Origin of the sequence: Streptomyces sp. RP5T, assembly GCF_003933965.1 — a bacterium.
GTDB lineage: Bacteria > Actinomycetota > Actinomycetes > Streptomycetales > Streptomycetaceae > Streptomyces.
Map to the genome: position 1 here is coordinate 1 of NZ_RSAJ01000816.1, position 3,006 is coordinate 3,006.

3 protein-coding genes are annotated in these 3,006 nt (G+C 74.1%); 2 read left to right on the top strand and 1 reads right to left on the bottom strand.

What is annotated here, in order from left to right:
• A partial coding sequence (locus EHS43_RS47250) for a hypothetical protein (protein ID WP_221740813.1) occupies window positions 1–197 on the bottom strand: 197 nt, incomplete at its 3' end.
• A 27-nt stretch (window positions 198–224) separates the two neighbouring features.
• Between EHS43_RS47250 and EHS43_RS41470 the strand changes: the two genes are divergently transcribed.
• Both EHS43_RS41470 and EHS43_RS41475 read left to right on the top strand, forming a co-directional pair.
• Complete coding sequence (locus EHS43_RS41470; protein ID WP_125195669.1) at window positions 225–527, top strand: SCO5918 family protein; 303 nt, start codon at window positions 225–227, stop codon at window positions 525–527.
• Between the two features lie 148 nt (window positions 528–675).
• On the top strand, window positions 676–3,006 hold a 2,331-nt coding region (locus EHS43_RS41475), incomplete at its 3' end, for a SpoIIE family protein phosphatase (RefSeq protein WP_125195670.1).

Genomic DNA, 3,006 nt, shown 5'->3' on the forward strand with positions numbered 1-3,006 from the left:
CCCGCGCCCTCCGAGGCCCCGAAGCGCTCCGGGTCCGCGGGACGCAACCGCAGCGGCCGCTCCTCGCGGGGCCGCCGCCGCTCCACCCCCACCAGCCGATAGCCGTACGACCGACTGACGGGGCCGGTGGCCGGGCCGCCGGCGTTCCGTCGAGAAGGAGACGAACAGGGCCGCTCCCTGGCCGTTCTCACCGTCACGTCCCGATCGCTCCCCGTGGAGGCACCATGCGCATCGTCATCGCACGTTTTCCCTTCGACCTGACCATGAGCGAGGTCGAGAGGTCGATGGACGGCGTCCAGCCCGAACCCGCCACCGGCCTGTGTGTGACCGTCGGCCCCCACGTCTACCCGGTCAAGCAGGTCGGCCAGGTCATCACCCGGCAGGACCGCCGTGACTTCACCGCCGGCGAGGTCGGCCGGGCCCTGACCCGGCTCGGCTTCACCTGCCACGAGGTGCAGCCGCCCCGCCAGGAAGCCTTCAACGACCCGGCGGCCTCGCTGCCCTGGGCCGACAACCCGCTGGGCTGAGGTCACCGGGCGCCGTGCGGCGCCGGGATCGTCCCGTCAGCGTCTGCCGGCGCTTGTCGGTCCATGCCAGTCCTGGTCAGTCCTTGTCATCGGCTGTCATCGCTCGTCATCGCTTGAGCGGGGAGCCGTGCGGCGCGACGCTGGGAGCATGGACAGTTGGGGCGGCACACCCGGAGGCACGGTGGAGCCACGCGTACCCGAGGACCTCGCGGTCGTCGTCGGTGCCGACGGGACCGTCACGACGTGGTGCGCCGGGGCGCGTCAGCTGCTCGGATACGAGGCCGAGGACGTCGTGGGACGCCCGGCCGCCGGACTGCTCGCCGCCGACCTGCCCGAGTCCGCGCGCCGCCATGTCGCCGAGGGCCGGCGCTGGGTCACCGAGGTCGCGCTGCGCCCCCGCAGCGGCGGCCGGGTCGTCGTACGGCTCAAGGGGACCCCGCTCGTGGACGGCGAGGGCGCGCGGCCGTGGCTGGTGACCGCCGCCGCCCCCGAGCACATGGCCGGGCCCGTCCAACCCGACGCCGAGGCCCTGTGGGACCTCACGCTCGCGCAGCTGCCCGTGCCGGTGGCGGTCTACGACACCGAGGCCCGGCTGGTGTGGGCCAACGAGGTCATGACCCTCCTGATGGGCCGCGACGTGGCCGAGATGCGCGGACTGACCCTGTGGGAGATCCAGCCGACGCCGCCCTTCGACGAGTACGACCGCCTCCAGCGGCAGGTGCTGCGCACCGGTGAGCCGGTCTTCCACGAGAACTACGGACAGGCGCCCGGCGAGGTGCGCGGCCACGCCTGGTCGATGTTCCTGTCCCCGCTGAAGGACGCGAGCGGAATGGTGCGGGGCCTGTCCGCGGCCGTCTTCGACACCACCGAGCAGTACTGGGCCCGCCGCCGCCTCGCCGTCCTCAACGACGCCAGCCTGCGCATCGGCAGCACCCTGGACGTGACCCGGACCGCCGAGGAACTGGCCGATGTGGCCGTGACGGGCTTCGCCGACTTCGTCACCGTGGACCTGCTGGAGTCGGTCGCGCTCGGCGAGGAGCCGGAGCCTGTGCCGGGGGACCGGCCGGTCACGGTGCGCCGTACGGCCCAGCGGTCGGTCCTCGAAGGCTGTCCGGAGGCGGTGGTGGCGTCCGGCGAGCAGACGTTCTACCCGGTCGACACGCCCCCGATGCGAGCCCTGATCGCCGGCCGCGGCACCCGCCCGAAGCTCGGGGACCCCGGCATGCGGGAATGGGTCGACTCCTCCCGGGCCCGTGCCGAGTCCGTCGCCAAGTTCAGGATCCACTCGGTGATGATGGTGCCGCTGCGCGCCCGCGGGGTCACCCTCGGCCTCGTGCACTTCCTGCGGCACCGTACGGCGGAGCCCTTCAGCGACGACGACCTGCTGCTGGCGGAGGAGATCGTCGCGAGAGCCGCCGTCAGCGTGGACAACGCCCGCCGCTACACCCTCGAACGCCGTACCGCGCTCGCCCTCCAGCGCAGCCTGCTGCCCGAGCGGCCGACGGACCTCGCGGCCATGGACGTCGCCTACCGCTACCTCCCGGCGGGTTCCGGCGCGGACGTGGGCGGGGACTGGTTCGACGTCATCCCGCTGTCCGGTGCCCGGGTCGCCCTGGTCGTGGGCGACGTGGTGGGCCACGGCATCCACGCCTCGGCCACGATGGGCCGCCTGCGCACGGCCGTACGCACCCTCGCGGACGTGGACCTCGCCCCGGACGAGCTGCTCACCCAGCTCGACGACCTGGTGGTCCGGCTCGACCGGGAGGAGGGGCCGGACACCCGCGACCGCGCGGCGGAGGCCCCGACGCCCGGTGAGGTGGGGGCCACCTGTCTCTACGCCGTCTACGACCCGGTCTCCCGCCGCTGCGCGATGGCCCGGGCCGGCCACCCGCCGCCGGCCGTGGTCACCCCGGACGGCGAGGTCCGCTTCCTGCACCTGCCGACCGGGCCGCCGCTCGGCCTCGGCGGACTGCCGTTCGAGTCCGTCGAGGTGGAGCTGGAGGAGGGCAGCCTGCTCGCCCTCTACACCGACGGCCTGGTGGAGGCGGCCGACCGCGACATCGAGGTGGGCCTCGACCTGCTGCGCGGGGCCCTCGCCGACCGGGCGGGCCCGCTGGAGGAGACCTGCGACGACGTCCTGCGGGCTGTCCTGCCGGCCCGTCCCGCCGACGACATCGTGCTGATGCTGGCCCGCACCTCGGCCCTGGACGCCTCGCGGGTGCGCACCTGGCACCTCCCGCGCGATCCGGCGGCGGTGGCACGGGCGCGGAAGGCGGCGAGCGAACAGGTGACGGCGTGGGGCCTCGGGGAGGCGTCCTTCGCGACGGAACTGGTCGTCAGCGAACTCGTCACGAACGCCGTCCGCTACGGCGACGATCCCGTCGTCCTCCGGCTGATCCGTGACGCGGCGCTGATCTGCGAGGTCGCCGACGGCAGCAGTACGGCTCCGCATCTGCGACGGGCGCGGGTGTTCGACGAG